The organism is Pseudomonas sp. NPDC078416, assembly GCF_050268485.1.
Classification (GTDB): domain Bacteria; phylum Pseudomonadota; class Gammaproteobacteria; order Pseudomonadales; family Pseudomonadaceae; genus Aquipseudomonas.
The window spans coordinates 134,742-156,146 of sequence record NZ_JBNNGV010000004.1 but is presented as its reverse complement, the minus strand read 5'-3'; the positions used below and the strand labels follow the sequence as shown (position 1 = coordinate 156,146).

General features: G+C 63.0%; 16 protein-coding genes and 1 riboswitch. Of the genes, 12 read left to right on the top strand and 4 right to left on the bottom strand.

Annotated features, from left to right (window positions below; translation table 11 throughout):
• Window positions 1–5: 5 nt before the first annotated feature.
• Both ACQKEN_RS07425 and ACQKEN_RS07420 read right to left on the bottom strand, forming a co-directional pair.
• Window positions 6–1,430, bottom strand: a complete 1,425-nt coding sequence (locus tag ACQKEN_RS07425) for a sensor histidine kinase (protein WP_427684771.1) — start codon at window positions 1,428–1,430, stop codon at window positions 6–8.
• Window positions 1,423–2,094: a response regulator gene (locus ACQKEN_RS07420; protein WP_427684770.1), complete on the bottom strand. Its 672-nt coding sequence runs from the start codon at window positions 2,092–2,094 to the stop codon at window positions 1,423–1,425. Before ACQKEN_RS07420 ends, ACQKEN_RS07425 begins: the two co-directional genes overlap by 8 nt.
• A gap of 495 nt (window positions 2,095–2,589) precedes the next feature.
• Between ACQKEN_RS07420 and ACQKEN_RS07415 the strand changes: the two genes are divergently transcribed.
• The 4 genes from ACQKEN_RS07415 (at window position 2,590) to ACQKEN_RS07400 (ending at window position 6,659) form a co-directional block, all read left to right on the top strand.
• A complete protein-coding gene (locus ACQKEN_RS07415) occupies window positions 2,590–3,570 on the top strand; it encodes a Bug family tripartite tricarboxylate transporter substrate binding protein (RefSeq protein WP_427684769.1) in 981 nt (326 codons plus the stop codon).
• Window positions 3,571–3,645: 75 nt separating this feature from the next.
• Window positions 3,646–4,104, top strand: a complete 459-nt coding sequence (locus tag ACQKEN_RS07410) for a tripartite tricarboxylate transporter TctB family protein (protein WP_427684767.1) — start codon at window positions 3,646–3,648, stop codon at window positions 4,102–4,104.
• 1 nt (window position 4,105) lies between these two features.
• Window positions 4,106–5,620: a tripartite tricarboxylate transporter permease gene (locus tag ACQKEN_RS07405; RefSeq protein WP_427684766.1), complete on the top strand. Its 1,515-nt coding sequence runs from the start codon at window positions 4,106–4,108 to the stop codon at window positions 5,618–5,620.
• The gene (locus ACQKEN_RS07400) at window positions 5,613–6,659 is read left to right on the top strand and encodes an AbrB family transcriptional regulator (protein ID WP_427684765.1); all 1,047 of its coding nucleotides are present in this window, start codon (window positions 5,613–5,615) and stop codon (window positions 6,657–6,659) included. Before ACQKEN_RS07405 ends, ACQKEN_RS07400 begins: the two co-directional genes overlap by 8 nt.
• Before the next feature lie 199 nt (window positions 6,660–6,858).
• On the opposite strand, the gene ung is transcribed toward ACQKEN_RS07400, so the two are convergent.
• Window positions 6,859–7,554, bottom strand: a complete 696-nt coding sequence (gene ung / locus ACQKEN_RS07395; protein ID WP_133772428.1) for a uracil-DNA glycosylase — start codon at window positions 7,552–7,554, stop codon at window positions 6,859–6,861.
• A 171-nt stretch (window positions 7,555–7,725) separates the two neighbouring features.
• Between ung and ACQKEN_RS07390 the strand changes: the two genes are divergently transcribed.
• A complete protein-coding gene (locus ACQKEN_RS07390) occupies window positions 7,726–8,838 on the top strand; it encodes an enoyl-CoA hydratase/isomerase family protein (protein ID WP_427684764.1) in 1,113 nt (370 codons plus the stop codon).
• 152 nt (window positions 8,839–8,990) lie between these two features.
• On the opposite strand, the gene ACQKEN_RS07385 is transcribed toward ACQKEN_RS07390, so the two are convergent.
• The gene (locus tag ACQKEN_RS07385; protein WP_427684763.1) at window positions 8,991–9,563 is read right to left on the bottom strand and encodes a hypothetical protein; all 573 of its coding nucleotides are present in this window, start codon (window positions 9,561–9,563) and stop codon (window positions 8,991–8,993) included.
• 277 nt (window positions 9,564–9,840) lie between these two features.
• Window positions 9,841–9,942: riboswitch (guanidine-I (ykkC/yxkD leader) on the top strand.
• Window positions 9,943–10,001: 59 nt separating this feature from the next.
• On the opposite strand from ACQKEN_RS07385, the gene ACQKEN_RS07380 reads away from it, so the two are divergent.
• The 7 genes from ACQKEN_RS07380 (at window position 10,002) to ACQKEN_RS07350 (ending at window position 21,398) form a co-directional block, all read left to right on the top strand.
• A complete protein-coding gene (locus ACQKEN_RS07380; protein WP_427684762.1) occupies window positions 10,002–11,069 on the top strand; it encodes a putative urea ABC transporter substrate-binding protein in 1,068 nt (355 codons plus the stop codon).
• A gap of 18 nt (window positions 11,070–11,087) precedes the next feature.
• Entirely contained in the window at window positions 11,088–11,903 is an 816-nt protein-coding gene (locus tag ACQKEN_RS07375) for an ABC transporter permease (RefSeq protein ID WP_427684760.1), read from the top strand.
• Entirely contained in the window at window positions 11,900–12,664 is a 765-nt protein-coding gene (locus ACQKEN_RS07370; RefSeq protein WP_427684759.1) for an ABC transporter ATP-binding protein, read from the top strand. Before ACQKEN_RS07375 ends, ACQKEN_RS07370 begins: the two co-directional genes overlap by 4 nt.
• Before the next feature lie 12 nt (window positions 12,665–12,676).
• Window positions 12,677–13,402, top strand: coding sequence for an urea amidolyase associated protein UAAP1 (locus tag ACQKEN_RS07365; RefSeq protein WP_427684758.1), 726 nt, complete (start codon window positions 12,677–12,679; stop codon window positions 13,400–13,402).
• An 11-nt stretch (window positions 13,403–13,413) separates the two neighbouring features.
• On the top strand, window positions 13,414–14,049 hold the full coding sequence (locus ACQKEN_RS07360) for an urea amidolyase associated protein UAAP2 (RefSeq protein WP_427684757.1): 636 nt from the start codon (window positions 13,414–13,416) through the stop codon (window positions 14,047–14,049).
• A 135-nt stretch (window positions 14,050–14,184) separates the two neighbouring features.
• Window positions 14,185–17,823: an urea carboxylase gene (gene uca / locus ACQKEN_RS07355; protein ID WP_427684756.1), complete on the top strand. Its 3,639-nt coding sequence runs from the start codon at window positions 14,185–14,187 to the stop codon at window positions 17,821–17,823.
• 149 nt (window positions 17,824–17,972) lie between these two features.
• Window positions 17,973–21,398 (top strand): dermonecrotic toxin domain-containing protein, encoded by a 3,426-nt coding sequence (locus ACQKEN_RS07350; RefSeq protein WP_427684755.1) that lies wholly within the window; start codon window positions 17,973–17,975, stop codon window positions 21,396–21,398.
• Window positions 21,399–21,405: the final 7 nt, after the last annotated feature.

The following is a 21,405-nucleotide window of genomic DNA, read 5'->3' as shown; positions in this document are numbered from 1 at the left end:
ACCGCTCAAGCCAGTCCCACCAGCCCGGACTCCGGGACCATAAAGCTCACCCTCACCTTCAAGCCTCGCTGTGCGCCGTCATGCAAGGTGATGCGCGCCAGATGGGCCCTGCAGATCTCTCCCACAATTGCCAGCCCCAGGCCGGATCCCTTGCTCTGCTGGTTGCGCCGGTAGAAGCGCTCGAACACTCGGTCGCGCTCGTGGGCCGGGATGCCGGGGCCGTCGTCCTCGACTTCAAGCACGCACGGGGAGTGAACACGCAGAATCACGTTGCCGCCCGCCGGAGTGTGGGCCAGGGCGTTGTCCACCAGGTTACTCAGCAGTTCGTTGAGCAACGTGGGTTCACCGCGCATCCACACCGGCTCGTCGGCTTCCAGCGCCAACGCCACACCCCGGGCGTGGGCCAGCGGTGCCATGGCCATCCCCAGCTCCCGCGCCAGTTGGCTGAGGTCAAGCAATTGCGCGCCGCCTTCGGCAATGGCCCGCGCACCATTTTCGATGCGCGCCAGCGACAGTAACTGGTTGGCCAGGTGGGTCAGTTTGTCGGTGCCGGAGGCGGCGCTTTCCAGGGTGTTGCGCCACGCCGCAGGCTCCTGATCACGCAGCCCCAACTCCAGCCGCGCCTTTAATGCAGCCAGCGGCGTACGTAATTCATGGGCCGCGTCGGCGATGAATTGCGCCTGGCGCTCGAACTGCATGCGCAGCCGCTCGGTAAAGTGGTTGAGCGAGCTGACCAGTGGGCGCAGCTCGTGCTGCACTTCGACCAGCGGCAACGAGCGCAAATCGTCAGGCTGGCGTTCCTCAACCGCCGTGCGCAGACGGTCCAGTGGACGCAACGCGGCGCTGACCGTGAACCAGACCAGCAACAATGCGCCGCTGCCGAGCATGCCCAGACGCAGCAGGGTATCGGCCATCAGCGCCTGGGCCATGTCCACCCGTGCCTCCTCGGTTTCCGCTACGCGGATCTCGGCCATGCCGTTCATGTTCGGTTCGCTTACGGCCTTGAGCAGGCTGACCACCCGCACATCCTGGCCCTGATAGCGGCCGCTGTAGAACTTGGCGAGGGCCGGATAAGCGTCGGTGCGCGGCGTGCCCGGCGGCGGCGCGGGGATGTTTTCGTAGCCGGAAATGAGCTTTTGATTGATGTCGTTGACCTGGTAGTAAATGCGCCCCGCGCTGTCATAGGCGAAGGTGTCCAGGGCCACATAGGGCACGTCGGCGCTGAGGGTGCCGTCGTGCTCCGACAGGCCGGCGGCGATGGTCCGCGCCGAGGCCAGCAGGGTGCGATCATAGGCGGTGTCTGCTGCTTCGCGTCCGTTCCAGTAAGCGCTCATGCCACTGGCGATCATCAGCACCACCAGCAGCAAACCCAGGTTCCACAGCAAGCGCCAGCGCAGGCTGTTTTCCGCTGAAGGAAACGGATTAAGCATCCCGGCTTTCCAGCAGATAACCCAGACCCCGAAAGGTGACGATCGCAATCGGGTGGCCATCGAGTTTCTTGCGCAGACGGTGCACGTAGATTTCGATGGCGTCGGCGCTGGCTTCTTCGTCCAGCCCAAACACCTGCGCCGCCAGTTGCTCTTTGCTCATCACCCGACCAGGCCGGGCGATCAGCGATTCAAGCACCGACTGCTCGCGGGACGTCAGCGTGAGGAGTTCTTCACCGAGGGTGAAGCGGCGCGTGTCGAGGTCATAGACCAGTTCGCCGCAGCGTTGCTGGCGTTCGCCGCCGAGTACGCTGCGGCGCAGCAACGCCTTGACCCGCGCTTCCAGCTCGGACAGCTCGAAGGGCTTGGCCAGGTAGTCATCGGCGCCGAGGTTCAAGCCATGAACCCGGTCCTTGACGTCGCTGCGGGCGGTCAGGACCAGCACTGGCGTGTTCTTGCCCCGGGCCCGCAGACGGGCCAGCACTTCGAAGCCGTCCATACGCGGCAGGCCGACATCGAGCACCACCACGGCATATTCTTCGCTGCTCAGGGCCAGATCAGCTGCAACGCCGTCGTGCAGAACATCAACGGTCAGGCCGCTGCTCTTGAGCGCAAGCGCGACACTTTCAGCCAGTTGCAGATGATCTTCGACGAGCAGGACACGCATCGACATTTCCCCAGTGAGCATTTTATGCACCGAGTTTACAGGCGCGCCGTCGTCTGTGAAGGGCCGGCACGCCGGAATGATCGCGGCGCTGATGAGGGATGTCCTGGGAGGGTTCTGCAGCCCGCCAACTGAAAGCTAATTGAAAGGTAGTTGAAAGGTTCACGAAAGCTTCGCTGATTAGGATCCCGCTACGACTTGTCACTCTTGCGCCCCGTGTGACGCTGCTGGTGCCAGGTTCGTGACGAAAAACGCCTCGATGCGTTTTCTACAATAAAAACAATATCGGAGTCATCAGTGATGCCCTCACTGCAATCCTCGGCCCTGGTGCCGCCTGAATCCCGTTGTGTTTACTGTTCACCTCGCAGCCCTGTTGCGCGGTGTTTCGTCACGTCCGCATTGTGTGGGCCCACGCGCTTGCCACTCAGTGGCACGCCTGCCTGACGACCGTATGACTGCCTGATCCCATTAAAACAACAACTCCTCTGGAGACGGACCATGAACCTATCGTTGCGCCATATCAGCGTTGCCGCCAGCTGCATGCTGATGGCCACCCAATTGTGGGCCGCCGAGCCCGGTCGTCCTGAATGTATCGCGCCGGCCTCGCCCGGTGGCGGCTTCGACCTGACCTGCAAACTGGCGCAAAGCGCTCTGGTCAATGAGAAAATCCTCACCAAACCGATGCGCGTCACCTACATGCCGGGCGGCGTCGGCGCCGTGGCGTACAACGCGGTGGTGGCTCAGCGGCCAAGCGACGCCGGGACTCTGGTGGCCTGGTCCAGCGGCTCGCTGCTGAACCTGGCCCAAGGCAAGTTCGGCCGTTACGATGAAAACGCCGTGCGCTGGCTGGCCGCCGTCGGCACCAGCTATGGCGCGATCGCCGTGAAGGCTGATTCGCCTTACAAGAACCTGGACGATCTGGTCAAAGCGCTGAAAACCGACCCCGGCAAAGTGGTCATCGGCTCCGGTGGCACCGTGGGCAGCCAGGACTGGATGCAGACCGCACTTATCGCCAAAGCGGCCGGTATCAATCCGCGCGAACTGCGTTATGTCGCCCTCGAAGGCGGCGGCGAAATCGCCACGGCCCTGCTCGGCGGCCACATCCAGGTGGGGTCCACCGATATTTCCGACTCCATGCCGCACATCCTCAGCGGCGACATGCGCCTGCTGGCGGTGTTCTCCGAAGAGCGTCTGGACGAGCCGGAAATGAAGAACATTCCGACCGCCAAAGAGCAGGGCTACGACATCGTCTGGCCGGTGGTGCGCGGTTTCTATCTGGGGCCAAAGGTGTCGGACGAGGACTACAACTGGTGGAAAGCGGCGTTCGACAAACTGCTGGCCTCGGAAGACTTCGCCAAGCTGCGCGATCAGCGTGAGCTGTTCCCCTTCGCCATGACCGGTGAAGAGCTGGACAAGTACGTGAAAACCCGCGTCGCCGAGTACAAGACGCTGGCCAGGGAATTCGGCCTGATTCAGTGATTGAACTGCATTGACCGGTTTTCGATTGACTGAGGATTGCGCCGCCTGCGCGGTGGCGTGATCCGGGAGTTTTCCATGGTGATACAACGACTTTTCGCTGTCGTGCTGCTGCTGGTGTGCATCGGCCTGGCAATGATGGCCTGGCCTTATAAGGCGCCCTTTTCCTACGAACCCGTTGGCCCCCGTGCCTTCCCGCTGCTGATGCTGGCGCTGATGGGTATTTCGCTGCTGTACATGGCGATTCGTCCGACACCGATCGTGCATTCCGAGGAAGAGCCGGCGCTGGACCGTCCAACGCTGATCAAGATCGGTATCTGCACCGTGTTGTTGCTGGTGTTTGCCGGGTTGTTCGAGCCGCTGGGCTTTGTGTTGAGCAGCATCCTGGTCGGCATTCCCATGGCGCGCTTGTACGGCGGCCGCTGGCTGCCGAGTGTCGTGATCATCACGTTGATGAGCATCGCGCTGTACGTGCTGTTCGACAAAGTGATGGATGTGCCCCTGCCTCTCGGCCTGCTCGACGTTCTGGAGAACTGATATGGACACTCTCGGCTATCTCGGCCAGGGCTTCGGCGTCGCGCTGACCCCTTACAACCTGATCACCGCCCTGTCCGGCACGCTGATCGGCACCGTCGTCGGCCTGCTGCCCGGCCTGGGCCCGATCAACGGCGTGGCGCTGCTGATCCCGATTGCCTTCGCCCTGGGCCTGCCACCGGAGTCAGCACTGATTCTGCTGGCAGCGGTGTACCTGGGCTGCGAATACGGCGGCCGCATCAGCTCTATCCTGCTCAACATCCCCGGCGAAGCTTCCACCGTCATGACCGCGCTGGACGGCTATCCAATGGCGCGTCAGGGCATGGCCGGTGTGGCGTTGTCACTGTCGGCGTGGAGTTCGTTCATCGGCGCGCTCATCGCCACCTGCGGCATGGTCATGTTTGCGCCGTTACTGGCGAAATGGGCGATTGCCTTCGGTCCGGCGGAGTACTTCGTGCTGATGGTGTTCGCCATCGTGTGCCTGGGGGGCATGGCCGGCGATCGACCGCTGAAGACGTTTGTGGCGGCGCTGATCGGGCTGTTTCTGTCGAGTATCGGTATCGACGCCAACAGCGGCGTGTACCGCTTTACTGGCGACAACATCCATCTGGCCGACGGCATCCAGTTCGTCGTGCTGGTGCTGGGCCTGTTCTCGATCAGTGAAATCCTGTTGTTGCTGGAGAAAACCCATCGCGGTCAGGAAGCGGTGAAAGCGACCGGCCGCATGATGTTCAACGTCAAGGAAGCCAGCTCAGTCTTTTTTGTGAACATCCGTTGCGGTCTGATGGGTTTCATCATGGGCGTGTTGCCAGGTGCGGGCGCGACGCTGGCCAGCGCCGTGACCTACATGGCTGAGAAACGCATCGCCGGTGCAAGCGGCAAATTCGGCCAGGGCGACATGCGCGGTCTGGCAGCGCCAGAAACTGCCATCGGCGCGGCGGCCTGCGGTGCGCTGGTGCCGATGCTGACGCTGGGGGTTCCGGGTTCGGGCACCACCGCAGTGATGATCGGCGCCCTGTCGCTGTACAACATCACGCCGGGGCCGCTGCTGTTTCAACAGCAACCCGACATCGTCTGGGGCCTGATCGCCTCGTTGTTCGTCGCCAACGTCATGCTGGTGATCCTCAACATTCCGATGATCCGCATCTTCACCCGCATTCTGTCGGTGCCGAACTGGGCACTGGTGCCGGTGATCGCGATCATCACCGGGATCGGCGTCTACGCGGTGCATGCCACCACCTTCGACCTGTTCCTGATGGTCGGCATCGGCATCTTCGGCTACATCCTGCGCAAGCTGGACTTCCCGCTGTCGCCAATTTTGCTGGGGTTCATCCTCGGTGGGCTGATGGAGCAGAACCTGCGCCGTGCGTTGTCGATTTCCAACGGCGGCCTGGAAATTCTGTGGTCGAGCCCGATCACCCTGGGCATGTGGGTCGGAACGGCGTTCATGCTGGTGTTCCCGCTGATCCGCATCTGGCGCAAGCGCTCCAGGCAGCGTCGCGCGCTGGCCGATGTCTGATCGACCCTTCAGTACGTGGTGGGGCACACCGCTGGTTGGCCTGCTGGGGGGATTCCTCGCCAGTCAGGTCGGCTGGCCACTGCCCTGGATGGTCGGCTCGTTACTCGCGATCATCCTGGTCCGCTGCCTCACACCGTGGCAGCTGGCTGAAATCCCCGGCGGCCGCAAATGCGGCCAATGGGTGGTCGGCATCGGCATCGGCCTGCACTTCACACCCGTCGTCATCGAACAAGTCCTTTCCCACTTCGGCCTGATCTTCATCGGCGCACTGGTGACCAGCGTCTCCAGCGTGGTCGGCGTGTGGCTAATGCTACGCACCGGTGAAGACCGCGCCACGGCGTTCTTTTCTAGCATGCCCGGCGGCTCGGGCGAGATGGTCAACCTCGGCGCACGCAACGGCGCGATTCTCAGCAACGTCGCCGCCGGGCAAAGCCTGCGGGTGCTCGCGGTGGTGCTGTGCGTGCCGGCGATCTTCAAGTATTTGATGGGCGACGGCGGCCCGCCTTCCCATGCGACGGTGGTGGACTGGCGGTGGCTGATGCTGCTGTTTCCGCTGGGCGCGCTGGTGGCCTGGGGCTGGCAGCGGTTGAAACAGCCCAATCCGTGGTTGTTCGGGCCGCTGTTGATCAGCGCGGTGATCAGCGTCAGTTTCGATTTGCACATCGGCCTGCCCCAGGGTGGCAGTCAGTTGGGGCAGTGGCTGATCGGTAGCGGTCTTGGCTGTCACTTCAACCGCGCGTTCTTTCGTCGTGCGCCGTCGTTCATTGGCCGCACGTTGCTGGGGACGGCGTTGACGATGAGCATCGCGGCGTTGTGCGCACTGGGGCTGAGCACGCTCACTCACTTGGACTTACGGTCATTGACGCTGGGGATGATGCCGGGCGGAATTGCAGAAATGAGCCTGACGGCGGAGGTGCTGCAACTGTCGGTCCCGCTGGTCACGGCGATGCAAGTGATGAGGCTGTTGTTTGTGTTGTTTCTGGCCGAGCCGTTGTTTCGGTATTGGGATCGCAAGGCCTGCGCAGGCAAAAAATTGTAGGAGCGTGGCTTGTCCCGCGATCTGGCGCGCAGCGGCAGCACACCAGCCATCGATTTCTTCCCTGATCCACCCCATGCGCCCATTCCACGCCCGGTTCCCGGCCGATCGCGGGACAAGCCACGCTCCTGCATGGGGATCTGCGGCCGGCGCAGATATTGGGCGCGCTCCTAGAAAATTCGCGGCGGACGAAGCATTTGCGTCAGACGCTGGCTGGCAATCGCCACTCGATCGGCGCCAGGCCGTTCTGCTCCAGAAACTTGTTCGCCAGACCAAAATGCCCGCAGCCCAGAAACCCTTTGTACGCCGACAGCGGCGACGGGTGCACAGCGGTCAGGATCAGGTGCTTGGACGCATCGATCAGTTTTTTCTTGCTCTGCGCATGGGCGCCCCACAGCAGGAACACCAGGTGCGGCTGCCGGGCGCTGACGGTTTCGATGATCTTGTCGGTGAAATGCTGCCAGCCCTTGCCGGCATGGGACGCGGCGTTGGCGCGTTCGACGGTGAGCGTGGTGTTGAGCATCAAAACACCCTGCTCGGCCCACGATTGCAGATAGCCGTGGTTGGGGATGTCGATATTCAGGTCGCGCTTGAGCTCTTTGTAGATGTTGACCAGCGAAGGCGGCGCCGGCACGCCCGGCTGCACCGAGAAGCACAGGCCGTGGGCCTGATTGGGGCCGTGGTAGGGGTCCTGACCGAGGATGACCACTTTCACGTTATCCAGCGGCGTGGAGTTCAGGGCATTGAAGATCAGCGGCCCCGGCGGATAGATTTCCTTGCCTGCCGCATGCTCCTGACGCAGAAATTCGCGCAGCTCGCCCATGTAAGGTTTTTCGAACTCGTCGCGCAGGGCCTGCTTCCAGCTGGCCTCCAGTTTGATGCGGTCGTCGTTTGTCATGGTGTGATCCGGCAGAAACAATGCGCAACTTTAGGGACTGTGGCTGATTATTTCCAGCGCGGCGCCGTCGGATCTTCCTACACTCGTTCACAGCCGCCGGTTTGCAACTTCCGGGCGTCGAGGGGACTCACATTTCTGGATAGATCCCCGTACCACTGACAAGAGGTCACGATGAATCTGCAATTTGAAGAGCTCACCGGCACGGACGGCGCCCGCCTGGGCATCGCCACGCTGGATGCGGAAAAATCCCTCAACGCCCTGTCGCTGCCGATGATTCTCGCGCTGCAGGACCGCCTGAACGACTGGGCCAGCGACCCGCAAATCGTCTGCGTGTTGCTGCGCGGCAATGGCGAAAAAGCCTTCTGCGCCGGCGGCGACGTGCGTGCGCTGGTCGAAGCCGGGAGCGGTCAGCCTGGCACGGTTCCGCCGCTGGCTGCGCAGTTTTTCGCGGCGGAATACCGACTGGATTACACGCTGCACACCTACCCCAAACCGCTGATCTGCTGGGGCCACGGCTATGTGCTGGGCGGCGGCATGGGCTTGCTGCAAGGGGCGAACATCCGCGTCGTCACGCCCAGCAGCCGGCTGGCGATGCCGGAGATCAGCATCGGCCTGTTTCCTGACGTGGGCGCCAGCTGGTTCCTGTCGCGACTGCCGGGCAAGCTGGGTTTGTTCCTAGGATTGACCGGCGCGCACATCAACGGCCGTGACGCATTGGATCTTGGGCTCGCCGACCGTTTTCTGCTGGATGACCAGCAGGAGGAAATGATCGACCGGCTGCTGCAACTCAATTGGCAGGAACAGACGAAAGTGCAACTGACCAGCCTGTTCAGAGCGCTGCAGCTGGAAGCGGTGGATCAGATGCCTGCCGCGCAATGGCTGCCTCGTCGCGAGACCCTTAATGAGCTGCTGGACGTCGCCGACGCACCGAGTGCCTGGCATGCATTGAAACATCACCTGAATGTTGATGACCTGTTACTGGCCAAGGCGGCGAAGACCCTGACCGACGGCTGCCCGATGACCGCGCATCTGGTGTGGGAGCAGATCGAACGGGCGCGCCATCTGTCGTTGGCTGAGGTGTTTCAGATGGAATACACCATGGCCCTCAACTGCTGCCGGCATCCCGAGTTCGCCGAGGGGGTGCGTGCGCGGCTGATCGACAAGGATCAAAAACCCCACTGGCACTGGCAGGACATTTCAACCATCCCGCTGGCAGTGGTGGATGCGCATTTCGAAAAAGCCTGGGAAGGACGGCACCCGCTGGCGGATTTGTCGGAGTACTGAGCCTGTCATTCACACCACACACGTGAGGGTGCCCATACCGGCCTCTTCCCGGCTGAAGCCGGTCCCACAATTGGGATGCGTGCACCCTCATGGGCAGGATTAAACATTCAACACAAAAAACGGCGCTCCTCGGAGCGCCGTTCTTGTATCACTCAGCGATTACCACCGCCCGGCCCGCCGTGTCCGCCACGGCCGAAACCGCCGTCTTCACGGTGATTGCCGCCCGATCCACCAGGACCGGGACGGGGCCCGCCGCCACCGCCACCGCCGGGATTGCCATGCCAGCCGCTGCCGGGACCGGGACCATTGCCGCCTCCGGGTCGTGGACCTTGTGGCGGTGGACGATAGCCGTTGCCGCCACCGTTGTAGCCACCCCCTCCATGGTATCCACCGCCTCCACCATTCCAGTTACCGCCGCCATAACCGGGACGACCACCGTAGCCGGGGCGACCTCCCCCATATCCAGGCCCGTAATATCGGGGTGGAGGCGCGTAATAACGCGGTGGCGGTGCGTAGTAGCGAGGCGCCGAGTAATAACGCGGCGAGGAGTAATACACCGCACCGCCGGAATACACCGGAGCGACCGGGCGATAACTGTCGTACACATAACCGCTGCTGTAGCTACTGCTATAGATCGGCTGCGTGTAGCTTTCTGATTCGTAATAACCTCCGTAACAACCTGCCAGGGACAACGTCATCAAAGCGGTAAGCAATCGTCGATACATGGCGGCCTCCCGGACCGCGGTAGAGCTCGAACCAGCGGCGCTGGTCGGCGTTCCCGAAACTGCCGAGAACGTTAACTCAGACTCTTGAATCCAGAGCGAGTGCCCCACCGCAGTCCCCAGCCGCCAGACGGCGCCCTGCATCAGTGCACGTCTCGTCCTTCGTTGAACGACCTGCGCCTGCCCGACTCAGGCGCCACAAGGGTTTGCGCAACTTGGCACAACTCTCGCTTGAGGGATCCTGTGCAGGAGTCACCTCAGGTTCGCGGCACCACAATTTGCAATAGCCGACTAGGGTTCCGGCTCGCCTCAAGCGAGTGGCTGGTCCGAGAGTTGGCGACCTCCAGTAGAGGTTACACGGCGGGATAAAAGCCCGGGAGACAGGACACCAGTGGTGTCGCCGTACTCCTGACCGCCCTTTTCGCTACTGGAGACACCCCCATGCAAAAGTCCCGTATGTTCAGCTTGCTTACCGCAGGCGTCTTCGCGGCGTTGAGCCTCTCGGCCACCGCCGCTCCGAAAAAGGATTTCGACGTCTGCTGGACCATTTATGCCGGCTGGATGCCATGGGAATACGCAGGGACCCAAGGCATCGTCGACAAGTGGGCCAAGAAATACGGCATCCACATCAAAGTCACTCAGCTCAACGACTACGTCGAATCCATCAATCAATACACCGCCGGCCAGTTCGATGGCTGCACCATGACCAACATGGACGCCCTCACCATCCCCGCCGCCGGTGGCGTTGAAAGCACCGCACTGGTGGTCAGCGACTTCTCCAACGGCAACGACGGCATCGTCCTCAAGGGAGACGGGAAGAAAGTCACCGACCTCAAGGGCATGGACGTCAACCTGGTCGAGCTGTCGGTGTCCCACTACCTGCTCGCCCGCGCGCTGGATTCAGTGGACCTGACCGAAAAAGACCTGAAAGTCGTCAACACCTCCGACGCCGACATCGCCGCTGCTTTCAACACCAGCGAGGTCAAGGCCGTCACCACCTGGAACCCGATGCTCTCGGAGATCAAGGCCAAGCCCGGCGTCACCGAGGTGTTCGACTCCAGCAAGATCCCTGGCGAGATCATGGACATGATGGTGGTCAACACCCAGACCCTGAAAGACAACCCTGCATTGGGCAAAGCCCTGACCGGCGCGTGGTTTGAAGTGGTGGCGCTGATGAACGCCAAATCCGCCGAATCCAAAGCCGCGCTGGAGCACATGGCCCAGGCGTCGGGCACCGATCTGGCCGGCTTCCAGTCGCAACTGGACACCACCAAGCTGTTCGCCACGCCCAAGGAAGCGCTGGAATTCGCCACCAGCAAGCAACTGCCGATGACCATGCGCAAGGTCGCGGACTTCTCCTTCGACCATGGCCTGCTCGGCGAAGGTGCGAAAGACGCCAGCGCGGTCGGCATGACCTTCGCCAACAGCGTGACCGAAGGCGACAAGGCCAACCTCAAGCTGCACTTCGACCCGAGCTACGTGCAGATGGCTGCCGACGGCAAGCTGTAACAACCAAAGGTCTTTGCCATGCGTTTGATAAACCGCCGCCCGGATCGCGCCAGTCGCCTGATTCTGGTGCTCCTGCCGTTCGCCCTGTTGCTGTTCGCCTATTTCACGGGCTCGGCGACGCGGCTGACGGAAAACCCCAACGACAAGCTGTTGCCCAGCGCCGTGCAGATGACCGATGCGGTCAAACGGGTGGCGTTCGTGCCAGACCAACGCACCGGTGAATACCTGCTCTGGCAGGACACCGGCGCCAGTCTCCAGCGCCTGGCTATCGGCCTGACCATCAGCGCGGTGGTCGGGTTGTGCCTGGGCATCGCGTCGGGGGTGCTGCCGTTGTTCAGCGCGCCGCTGTCGCCGTTGCTGACGGTGCTGTCGATGGTGCCGCCGCTGGCGATTCTGCCGATCCTGTTCATCGTCTTCGGGCTGGGCGAGTTGTCGAAGGTGATGCTCATCGTCATCGGCATCACCCCTGTGCTGGCCCGTGACCTGGAGCAGCGCGCCCGGGAGATTCCGGTCGAGCTGCTGATCAAGGCGCAGACCCTGGGGGCCTCGACCTGGACGCTGATCCTGCGGGTGGTACTGCCGCAATTGCTGCCGCGCCTGTTGATCTCGCTGCGGCTGGTGCTGGGGTCGGCGTGGCTGTTTCTGATCGCGGCTGAAGCCATCGCTTCCACTGACGGGTTGGGTTACCGGATCTTTCTGGTGCGGCGCTATCTGGCGATGGACATGATTCTGCCTTACGTGGTGTGGATCACCCTCCTCGCCTGGCTGATGGACTGGGGCCTGAAAGCCCTCACCCGCAAAGCGTTCCCGTGGTACGAAGGGGCACGCCCATGAGCTTTATTTCGGTCAAAAACGTCTGGCAGCAATACGGCGATCAGGTGGTGCTCGAAGGCCTGAACCTGAGCATCGCCGAAGGCGAGTTCTGCACACTGGTGGGCGCCTCCGGCTGCGGTAAATCGACGTTCCTGCGCCTGCTGCTGGGCCAGGAAGTCGCCAGCAAAGGTTCGATCCTGCTGGACGGCCAACCGCTGGCGAACGAACCGGATTCGACGCGAGGCGTGGTATTTCAGCGCTATTCGGTGTTCCCGCACTTGTCGGTGCTGGACAACGTCGCTTTGGGCCTCGAATTGCCCCGCTCGGGGTTGCTCGGGCGGCTGTTCGGCGCCGCCAAGCGTGACGCCCGCGAACAGGCGGCGGCGCTGTTGCACAAGGTCGGCCTCGATCACGCGCTGGACAAGTACCCGACGCAATTGTCGGGCGGCATGCAGCAGCGTCTGGCCATTGCTCAGGCACTGATCATGAAGCCTCGGGTTTTGCTGCTCGATGAGCCTTTCGGCGCCCTCGATCCCGGCATCCGCAAGGACATGCATGGGCTGCTGCTGGAGCTGTGGCGAGAGACGAAACTGACGGTGTTCATGGTCACCCATGACCTGTCGGAAGGCTTCAACCTCGGCACTCGACTGCTGGTGTTCGACAAGGTCCGCATCGACCCCCACGCCCCCGGCGCCTATGGCGCGCGCATCACTTACGACATTCCCCTGAACAGCGATCGTCGCGCCGCCCGGGTGGCGCTCGATTCGCTGAAAACGGCTTGAAGGACATTGACCATGACTGATTCAACCACGCTGTTCCCCGTGTTCGCCGAAGAGCTGCTGCCCGGCGGCGGCCACCTGTCGTTCGTGCTCAAACGTGGCGAATTGTTGCGTCTGACCGATCTGAACGGCAACGCCAACATCAGCCTGACGCTGTTCAACGCCCATGAAAAAACCGAGCGCCTTAACCTGCCTGACAGCCTCAAATGCCAGCACACCGCCAAGCTCACCACCGGTCACTGCCTGTATTCGGACATGGGCCGCGTACTGGCGGCGATCACTGCCGATACCTGCGGCTGGAGCGACAGCATCGGCGGCGTGCTGTGCGCCGAAGAGGTCAGCGAGAAATACGGCCAGGGTCGCTATCAGGAACTGCGCAACGGCTTCTTCCGCAACGGCGCCGACAACCTGCTGGTGGAGATGGGCAAGTGGGGCCTGGGGCTTTCCGACCTGCTGATGACGCTGAACCTGTTCAGCCGGGTCAACGTCGACGATCACGGCGCGCTGACCTTCGTACCGGGCAACTCGAAAGCGGGCGACAGCATCGAGCTGTACGCGCCGATGGACACGCTGGTGGTCATGACCGCCCTGCAACACCCGATGGACCCCAACCCCGAGTACGCGCCGCAGCCGGTCAAGCTGAGCTGGATGAAGGCTGACCCCAGCGTTGCCGAACACTGCCGCACGTCCCGCGAAGAAAACGTGCGCGGTTTCATCAACACCGATCGCCTGTTCGCCTGAGGAGGCTTGCCATGAGCACTGCACACTCTCATCACCACACGAACGCCCCCGTTTCCATCACCCACATCCCGGCGGGCGAGCCATCGCTGACCGAACTCAAGGCCGGGCAAACCCTGCGCCTGCTCGACCTCGAAGGCAATCAGGCGGTCGACACGCTGTTCTACAGCCTGGCCAACCCGCGTGAGCGGTATGACGTGCAGCGCACGTTGCGCCGGCAGAACAACGTTTACCTGAGCAAAGGCAGCGTCCTGTATTCGAACCTGGGCAAGCCGATGCTGACCATCGTCGAAGACACCTGCGGACGCCACGACACCCTCGGCGGCGCCTGCGCCCAGGAGAGCAACACCGTGCGTTACGCGCTGGAAAAAAAGCACATGCACAGCTGCCGCGACAGCTTCCTGCGCGCCTGCCTCCATGACGGTCGGCTGAGCAAGCGCGACATCAGCCCGAACATCAACTTCTTCATGAACGTGCCGGTCACGGCGGACGGCGGGCTGACCTTCGAGGACGGCATTTCCGGCGCCGGCAAGTACGTCGAACTGCGCGCCGAGATGGACGTGATCGTGCTGATTTCCAACTGCCCGCAACTGAACAACCCGTGCAACGGCTACAACCCGACCCCGGCAGAACTGCTTGTCTGGGACTGACCGCTGACCACAGATTCAAGTGTTCAGGGCTTCAAGGCTTCGGCGCGAGGGACGGCCTTCGTGCAATGCGTACCACAGCGGGACGGCCCGCTACCCAGTGTGGGGTTGATCGCTATCGATCCCCGGGTCTATGCCATGTTCGACAAACTGCTGATTGCCAACCGCGGCGCCATTGCCTGCCGCATCCTGCGTACCCTTCGCGCCCTGCAGGTCGGCGGTGTCGCGGTGTACGCCGAAGCGGATGCTGCCAGTCTGCACATCCTGCAAGCCGACGAAGCCCACAGCCTGGGCGAAGGTGGCGCCGCCGGCACCTACCTGGCGGTGGACAAGATTCTCGCCATCGCCCAATCCACCGGCGCCAAAGCGATTCATCCGGGTTACGGCTTTTTGTCCGAAAACGCGGCCTTCGCCCAGGCCTGTGAAGACACCGGCATCGCCTTCATCGGCCCGACACCTGAGCAACTGCGGATCTTCGGACTCAAGCACACCGCCCGCGCCCTCGCGAAACAGCACGGCGTGCCGATGCTCGAAGGCACCGAACTGCTGGACAGCCTTGAATCCGCGTTGAGCGCTGCCGAAACCATCGGCTACCCGGTGATGCTGAAGAGCACGGCGGGCGGCGGCGGGATCGGCATGCGCGTGTGCCGCAGCGCCAGCGAACTGAGCGAGTCGTTCGAGGCCGTGAAGCGGCTGGGCCAGAACAACTTCAGCGACGCCGGCGTGTTCATCGAGAAGTACATCCAGCGTGCCCGCCATCTGGAAGTGCAGGTGTTCGGCGACGGTCGTGGCGAGGTGATCGCCCTGGGCGTGCGCGATTGCTCGGTGCAGCGTCGCAATCAAAAAGTCCTCGAAGAAACCCCCGCGCCGAACCTGCCCGCTGGCATGGCCGATGAGCTGTGCGCCGCGGCGATCAAGCTGGCGAAAGCGGTCAATTATCGCAGCGCCGGCACCGTGGAGTTCGTCTTCGACAGCGACGATCAGCGTTTCTACTTTCTGGAAGTGAACACTCGTTTGCAGGTCGAGCATGGCGTGACCGAGCAGGTCTGGGGCGTGGACCTGGTGAGCTGGATGATTCAGCTCGCGGCCGGCGATCTGCCGCCGCTGGTTGAATTGCGCACGGGTTTACAGCCTGTCGGCCATGCGATTCAGGCGCGTGTGTACGCCGAAGACCCCGGCCGGGATTTTCAGCCGAGCCCGGGCTTGCTGACCTCGGTGCACTTCCCCGCCGCCGACGGTAAACACCTGCGCATCGACACGTGGGTCGAGGCCGGGTGTGAAATTCCGCCATTCTTCGATCCGATGATCGCCAAGGTTATTAGCTGGGCGCCGGACAGGGCGTCGGCCAGCGACGGTCTGGCCCAGGCCCTGAGCGAAACGCGGCTGTACGGCATCGAGACCAATCGCGACTACTTGCGCCAGATCATCGCGGACGTGCCCTTCGCCAGCGGTCAGCCGTGGACGCGGTGCCTTGAAGGGCTAAGCTATCGCGCCGACACCTTCGAAGTGCTAAGCGGCGGCACCCAGACCAGCGTTCAGGATTACCCGGGGCGTCTGGGTTACTGGGCGGTGGGCGTACCGCCTTCGGGTCCGATGGACAGTCGCTCATTGCGTCTGGGCAATGGTCTGGTGGGTAACGCGGAAGGCTGCGCCGCGCTGGAAATCACCATGAGCGGGCCGACGCTGCGCTTTAACACCGATGCGGTCATCGCCGTGACGGGCGCGGTCATTCCGCTGACGCTGGATGGCGACGCGCAGCCGATGAATCAATCGTTCCTCGTTTCAGCAGGCTCGACGCTGGCCCTCGGCACCATCGCCGGCGCCGGTGCCCGCAGTTATCTGTGCGTGCGCGGCGGGCTGGACGTGCCGGATTATCTGGGCAGTAAAAGCACGTTCACCCTGGGCCAGTTTGGCGGGCACGGTGGGCGGGCATTGCGTGCGGGGGACGTGTTGCATGTCGCGCCGCTGGTGGACCGCAGCGCAGGCAAGCAGTTGGCACCCGCGCCGATCCCCGAGCTGCCGGCAGTGCGGGACATTCGGGTGATCTATGGCCCACACGCCGCTCCCGAATATTTCACTGAGCGGTACATCGAGACCTTCTTCGCCACCGATTGGGAAGTGCATTTCAACTCCAGCCGCACCGGTGTGCGCCTGATCGGGCCGAAGCCGGAATGGGTGCGCGCCGACGGCGGTGAAGCGGGCCTGCACCCGTCGAATATTCATGACAATCCGTACGCCATCGGCGCGGTGGATTTCACCGGGGACATGCCGGTGATCCTAGGGCCGGACGGGCCGAGCCTGGGCGGGTTTGTCTGCCCGGTGACGATCATCGAGGCGGATCTGTGGCAGTTGGGGCAGCTCAAGGCCGGGGACAAGGTGCGGTTTTATCCGGTCAGCGTCGAAGCAGCCCGCTCGCTGAAACTGAATACCGATCTGGGTAGGAGTGAGCTTGCTCGCGAAGAGGGCGGTACATCCGATGAATGTTTAGCGCCTGAGCCATTGCATTCGCGGGCAAGCGCGCTCCTACAGTCACCCATCGTTCTTGATATAGGTGAAGACGACACCCGCCTCGTTGCTCGACTTTCTGGCGACACCCATCTGCTGCTGGAAATCGGCGCGCCGGAGCTGGACCTGGTGCTGCGCTTCCGCGGCCATGCGCTGATGCAGGCGCTGGAACGCAAGCAACTCAACGGCGTGATCGACCTGACGCCCGGCATTCGTTCGCTCCAGGTGCATTACCAGCCCGAGCAACTGCCGCTGAACACGCTGCTCGATGTGGTCGCCGGGGAGTGGGACGGCGTCTGCGCCAGCAAGAACCTGGAGGTGCCGTCGCGCATCGTTCATCTGCCGCTGTCCTGGGACGATCCGGCCTGTCAGTTGGCCATCGAGAAGTACATGACCACCGTGCGCAAGGACGCGCCCTGGTGCCCGAGCAACCTGGAATTTATCCGCCGCATCAACGACCTGCCGAACCTCGACGAAGTGCACCGCACCGTCTTCGACGCCAGCTATCTGGTGATGGGGCTGGGGGATGTCTACCTCGGTGCGCCGGTCGCCACGCCGCTGGATCCGCGCCATCGGCTGGTCACCACCAAATACAACCCGGCGCGAACCTGGACCGCCGAGAACTCCGTCGGCATCGGCGGCGCCTACATGTGCGTCTACGGCATGGAAGGTCCCGGCGGTTACCAGTTCGTGGGGCGCACGTTGCAGATGTGGAACCGCTACCGCGCGGTGGCAGCATTCGATGGCAAACCGTGGCTGCTGCGGTTTTTCGACCAGATCCGCTTCTACCCCGTCAGCGCCGAGGAGCTGCTGACCATCCGCCGCGATTTCCCCCTCGGTCGATACCCGCTGCAGATCGACCACAGCACGCTCAATCTGACGGACTATCAGGCCTTTCTCGCCGATGAAGCGCAGAGCATCGCGGCCTTCCGCAACCAGCAGCAGAGCGCGTTCAACGCCGAGCGGGAGCGCTGGATCGCCAACGGCCAGGCCTCGTTCGAGAGCGACGAAGCGGTGGCCGAATCCACGGAAGAAGCCGCGCTGGAAAGCGGGCAGACCAGCATCGACAGCCACATTGCCGGCAATCTGTGGCAAGTGCAGGTCAGCGTCGGTCAGCGCGTCGAGGCAGGCGAAACGCTGGTGATTCTGGAGTCAATGAAGATGGAAATCCCGCTGCTGGCACCCCACGCCGGTGTGGTCAGCGACGTCCGCGTGCAACCCGGCTCAGCGGTGCGTGCCGGGCAACGGGTGGTGGTGCTGGACGTTGGCTGATTGGCACTGTTGTTACTTGCAGCTTGCAGCTTAGCGATTGCAGCTTTGCCCCAGGCATAAAACGCGGTGGCATACGCGATACATAGTTAACGCCATTGCAACCCGGCATCGCGCCATAGTGGGCACCTTTCCCCGTGGCGCGATTTTCCATGAACGACAGCAGCTCCCACCCCGCGAGCGGCCTTGACCTGACCTCCAACGACAACCTCCCCGATGGCAGCGCTTTCAGCGTTTCGCCATTCGCGGAGCACGTGCGCCCTGCAGAAACCCTGGAGCCCGTCGCCGTCGCGCCCGCCGAACCTCACACGCTCAACCACAAACGTTTGATGCGTCAGGCCGCCAGCCCGGTCGCCGAATTGTTGTACGGATCAGTCTGGGTGCTGAAGGCCTGGCAGCTCGATCTGGCGTTTCCGCCCTCGGTCGTCCGTCATCTGGACCAGAGGCTGGAGGAAACACTGCTGGCACACGTTGGCGGCCCAATTGACATCGATGAGCTGCACATCCACTTCAGCACTGCGCTGGAGCCGGCCGTGGAGGCCGATGGCCGGGAGCGTTTCGAGTGGCGCCTGACATTGCGGGAGCTGGGCCGGGAAGTGCTGAACCCGCCCGCGTTGCTCGCACTTCGACGCTGCGCCGAGCCTGATCGCCCGCTGTCGGCCTCGACGCCCGCCCTGACCGTCTCGGTGTTTTTCGAACTGCTCATCAAGGCCCGATGGACGCTGGAATATGAGCAGGTGCAGCGTCAGTTCTGGGAGCAGCACGGCGACACCTGGGAGATGCTCGCCAAGCTGGCGTTTCTCGATGGTGTGACCCGTTTGCATTCGCGCAAGCGCCTCGATAACGAGGGCCATCTGTTGGCGCTGGATGCGCTAGGGCTCAAACGTTTCCCGCAACACCTTCAGGACCTGCAGCCGATCAAGCCGCCGGCACGCTCGATCGTGTGCGGAGTGGCGCTGAACGGTGAGATCATCCCCGGTATCTTCCATGTACGATCCAACACCACGGGACATTGCTATGTCCATGTGCTGGGCAGCGCGCCTCACTGCCATGAGTACATCAGCGATGACGCGCCCTGGAAGGCGGACAAGGTGCTGGAGGCGATCAACGCATCGGCCTGGCATCGACTCAATCTCACCCTCGAGAGCGCGCAAACCACCCTCACGCTGGCGGACCCTTCAAACGACGTGTTCACTCAACTGCGTGCCGCCCAGCAACAGTTCTGGGCCGCGCGACTGACCGGCAGCGACGCGGTTGAATTACCAGAGGCACTCATCGACGACGACCATGCAGCACTGATGCCCATCGAACCCGCGATGGCATTGGTCAGCGCCCTTGATCACTGGCATCACCATGAGCCGTTGCTGGCGCGAATCCCTACGCCTCTCGGGGTGGCGAACCGGCTCATGGGCCAGTGGCTCAGGCAGATGTCTCCCCGGTTCAATCGGGTCCCGTTGAAGCAAACGCATGCCCTGATCACAGACCCGCAGCGGGTGTTCGTCCGCTACCTGCCCGGCGCATCGAGGACGCCCTGGGGTCATGCGCGGATTGCCGCGGCGAACGTGATCGTCACGCCGGATGAAACGCCCGTCACCCTGGGTCAGGCACTCATGCGCCGGTTCAGGGCACATCAGCCTCAGGGGTACGACGATGAAGGCGGTCGCTGGGTCGTCTATGCAGACCCGAGCGGCGATGGGACGTGGTCGCCCGAGGCGGAGCTGAATATCAGCGCGGCCAGCGTCGAGGCGTACATTCAGGGCATCGACTTTCTCGACCTCATGCAGCGCCGACTCGACCCGTTCTGGCAGCAGCAACGCGCTGATATCGAGCGTTCGCTCTGGTCGACGTTCGTCAGCCAGGCGCTGCTGGCCCTCAAGACCGGCGATCTTGACGTGGACAGTTTCGGAAGGGTCATCGATGCCGTGGAGCAGGTTCAGCGGGGTCATCTGCCGGAAACGCCGCGTCCCGTGACAGCAGCCACACGCTGGCGCGCAGCAGGCTTTTATGTGGGCAACGGCCTGCCACTGGGCGCTGACTGTCCTCCCTGCGTCGGCTTGCTGATGATCAGCGCTCCAGACCAGGAAGGCGGCGTGCTTTATCAGGCCGGACAGCCCACGCCCTTCGTGCCATTCAGTAATCGTCAGCAACTGATCAGCCATTTCAAGGCCGCAGCCGCCAACCCGGCATGGCGCGAGACAGTGCTCAGTTACATGCCGCGCCGTTTTCACGGCAGGCTCAGCTACATCCTCGAACTGTGGGGCGGCGTTCGTGCGCCGTCCGAACCGGTTTCGATCCTGCGCCCCTGGACCGAGCCGCTGTACAACCCGGACACCCATGCCGCCCGACAGCATCAGCTGTGCGAGCATGAGGTGTCCGGCTCGCCCATGGGATTCATCTGTGAGGGCCTGCGGCTTAACAGCCAGTACGACGCCGAGGACAGCATCGTGACCGACCGCGAGCAGTCCCTCGGCGCCTGGATTCAACACCTCAATCGTCTGCAACTGCTGTTGGCACCGATAGCGCTGGTGCTACCGGCCGCCTCCTTGGCCGCGCTGACGGCCAGCGCGGCCAGCGTTGCGCTGGGGATTCAGGCCGCCATCCTTCCCGGCGACCGCCAGGAGGAACGGCGCCAGGTGATGTTCGCCATCCTGTCCCTGGGGCTGTTGCACCTGGCGCCGGCTACCCCACGTCTGTTCCAGGCGTTCAGCAAACTGGCAGCGCCGACTGCTGCCCTGAGCCGAGGGTTTGGGCGGGGGCTGCAACAGGGGCTTCGACAGGGGCTTGCGCGAGACCATTCTGCTCCGCCTGTCCGTCGTTTTGGCGACTGGCTGCGGCGTGCGACTCAGCCGCGCAAAACGCTGATCAAGCCGTTTTTCAACGGGACTGCACTGATGAAGACGTGGAGCGTGGCGGGCAACGCCGAATTCGGCACCTCAGCGGTTCAGGTGTGGAAGCTGGGGCGCAAGTTTCTGCTGTGGACATCGGACCGGAGCCAGGCCCGCACCCTGGTCGTCAGCAGCCATGGGTATTACCTGCCGTGGACGCGCACGACGGCCATTCCCAATGGCACCGAACTGCGAACTTTCGCGCCCCACGGTCATGAACTGGTTGACCCGATGCTGCACCGTATCGCCAGCCAGTCGGTAAGGCCCTACGCGATGCTGAACAGTACACAGACGCTGCCCGGCCCGGGTGTCGGGCCCTTTCCTGACCTGATCGCCCGGGACACGCTGATGGCCGGCACCTCGCTGCCGGGGCGCATCAAGAACTACACCCTGGCGAAATTTCAGAGCGAGCGCTATGAGAGTTATCGGGACATCAGCCAGATCGTGCGCAACAGTCATCAGCCGCCGTTGCCCAGCCCGCTCCCTGCAACGCCCATGGATGTGCTGACCGTGCGCAACCGGTTCGGCATGACCAATCCGACCCTGCAGGACCTATTCGGGGAATTGCATCGGCAAGGGATTCATTACGACAAGATCCTGCTGGTGCATTGCCGCTGCCCTGCCGTGGGATCACTGCTGGGGCGCTCCCCCTCTTTTGTGGCACCCAAGGGCCCGTCGCCGATCACCCCGTAGCCGCGTT